3 protein-coding genes are annotated in these 2,699 nt (G+C 63.9%); all 3 read right to left on the minus strand.

The features are described from left to right. Positions 1-21: 21 nt before the first annotated feature. The gene (locus AC5DC2_RS22550) at positions 22-1,239 is read right to left on the minus strand and encodes an acyl-CoA dehydrogenase family protein (RefSeq protein ID WP_024707907.1); all 1,218 of its coding nucleotides are present in this window, start codon (positions 1,237-1,239) and stop codon (positions 22-24) included. Between the two features lie 11 nt (positions 1,240-1,250). Next, positions 1,251-2,048 (minus strand): alpha/beta fold hydrolase, encoded by a 798-nt coding sequence (locus tag AC5DC2_RS22555; RefSeq protein WP_491700107.1) that lies wholly within the window; start codon positions 2,046-2,048, stop codon positions 1,251-1,253. A 10-nt stretch (positions 2,049-2,058) separates the two neighbouring features. Next, the coding region (locus tag AC5DC2_RS22560; RefSeq protein WP_491700108.1) for a zinc-binding dehydrogenase at positions 2,059-2,699 on the minus strand (641 nt) is incomplete at its 5' end.

Genomic DNA, 2,699 nt, shown 5'->3' on the forward strand with positions numbered 1-2,699 from the left:
ATTTTGCGCCCCCTCCGGTTATTACTTCTCGATCAGGTCGTAGAATTGCCAGGTCCGATCGGACCAAAGCCCGCCGATATCTCGGCCGGCAGACGTCACAAGCGACGGCGCGATGGTGAAATGGTTTGCCGCCACCATCATGTCGCGAAGGGTGCGCTGGATCACGCCGGCCCTGAGCCCAGCCCCGCCGGATGCGCGATAGGCGAAATTGCAGACATCGACGCCCACTTCATGGATCTGGGCCTTGGCCAGATGAACGAGGCTGATCTGGCGGGTTGTCATCATCTTGCCCGCCTCGGCGCTGGCCTCGATATCGCCCCAGACTTCCATGACGAAGGCGCGCGCGGCGCGATAATTGGCTTCCGCGCGGCCATAATCGTACCAGAACTTCTCGCTTTCCCCGAGCATGCCGGCCCGGCCGGACTTGCTGCGGGCGAATTTGGCGATCTCGTCCAGCATGCGCCGGCCCGTGCCCATGGCCCAGCCGGTGTGACCGATCGATGCAAGACCGACAATGCCGAGGCTGAACAATTCCTTCAGACGCTGCGGCGGCGCCGACAGGATCGGAAACACCAGATCATCGGGGATGAAGACATCCTTGGCGGAGTAATCGATCGAGCCGGTGCCCTTGAGGCCGAGCACATCCCAGTTGCCAAGCTGTTCATGCTCGCCGATCGGCGCATGGGCGCACATCACCATGACATTGCCGTCGGCATCCTTGGCCGGCTTTCCGTTGCCGTCATCGATGAAGCAGGCCGAATGCGACCAGGTTGCGTGGCTGAAGCCAGAGCCATAGCTCCATTTCCCGGTCAGCGTGTAGCCGCCATCGACCTTCTTGAGCATGCCGAGCGGCGCGCCCTGCCCCGAGAAGCGGTTGTCGCTGCCGGGCTCGAACAGGCGTTCGACCGCACTGTCGGGCAGGAACGCCGCCGACATCGCGCCGATGCAGCAATGCACCATTGACACCCAGCCGGCCGAGCCCGACCACCAGGTCACCGCCTCGATCAGTTGCAGAACCTCGGTCGGGCGCATCTGCGCGCCGCCGAGCTCTTCCGTGGCCATCAGATGCGAGAAACGCAGCGGCTTCAGCGCCTCGAAGCTTTCCTTCGTCAGTTCGCCCGCTTCCTCGTCCGCCGGCGCATTGGCTTCGAGCGTCGGGCCGATGTCCGCGATCTTTTTCAGGATGTCGCGATAATCGACGCTGTCGCCCCAGTATCCGGGCTTCACATGTTTGTTCATGTCATCTCCTCCTACAATGTTGGTCCGGCGAGAAAGTCGCCGATCTTTGTCACGCTATCGGGCTGCTCCTGAAGCAGCAGATGGCCGGCGCCCTCGATCAGCAGCGCCTGGCCGTTGGGCAATTGCTCCACCCACAAGGGCAGCTGGCTTGCCGGCAGAAGCCTGTCCTTGTCGCCCCAGACCACCAGCGCCGGATTGGATATCCGGGCGAGCATGCGGCGCAGATTGGGGTGACCCATGCCGAAGGGCGCGCAGATCCGCCCGACCGTCTCACCCTCGCGGGCGCGATCGGCGCCGAATTTTTCGGCGAATGCGGGATCGGAACCATCGGGGAAATAGCGCAGCGCCACCTTGGGGTCATGCGCCAGAAAGCCGGGAAGGTCCTGCGGCGCGATCGATCCGAGATCGGTCGCGGGATGGTCGGGATCGTTGAGCCCGGCCGGCGCGAGCAGCACGACGCGGTCGAACCGGTCGCCGGCAACGGCGGCGAGTTCCGTGGCGAGCCAGCCGCCCATCGAGAAGCCGATCAGATGCGGCTTTTCCGGAAGGTCCATCGCGTCGAGCAGGTTCAGATAATGGATGATGATATCCATCGCCCCCGAAACATGGGGCGCATCGCCCGAATAGCCCATGCCGGGATGGCTCGGGCAATAGACCCGGAAACGATCGGAAAACCCCGCGGCGAAATCGAAGCCTTCCAGCGTCGCCGCGCCATGCAGGAACAGCACCGGCTTGCCCTTTCCGATGGCCTTCACCACCGTATGAACGTCGCCGATCTCGTATTCTGATGTCTCAAACTGAACAGTCATATCCTCTCCTTCAGGCAAGTTCGGGCTGGATCAGCACCTTGCATTGGGTGGTGCGCCGGCGCAGGCCTTCGAAGACCTGCGGCACGGGCGAAAGGCCGATGCGGTCGGTGATGATCGCCTGCGGCGCGACCACGGCCCCTTTCACAAGCGCGTCGAGCGCCACGCCGAATTCATTTCTCTGATGGAAAAAGACCGAAAAGATCAGGTCGATCTCCTTGGAGAGCGCCACGAACGGGTCCCATTCATCGCCGCCGATGCAAAGACCGACGCCGATCACCTTGCCCTGCAGCCGAACAGCTTCGACGGCCGCTTGCAGAAGGCCGGGCTTGCCGACGCATTCGAAGACGATGTCGGGCGGGCCGCCGCACTGATCGCTCAGGTTTTCGGAAAGACCCGCGCCGGAGAGGGCAAAGCCCGTCGCCCCCAGAGCGCGGGCGCGTTCGGCCTGATGATCGTAGAGATCGGCCATCACCACCCTGGAAGCGCCCAGTCGCCGCGCCCAGAAGGCGACCAGCAGACCGATCGGCCCGGCGCCGAGAATGGCGACGCGATCGCCCGGCTTCATGCCGGAGCGGACGATGCAGTGCAGCGCCACCGAAAGCGGTTCGGCGAGCGCGGCGTCGCTTGCCGTAACGCCCTCGGGAAGTATGC

It is taken from the genome of Martelella sp. (genome assembly GCF_984369615.1).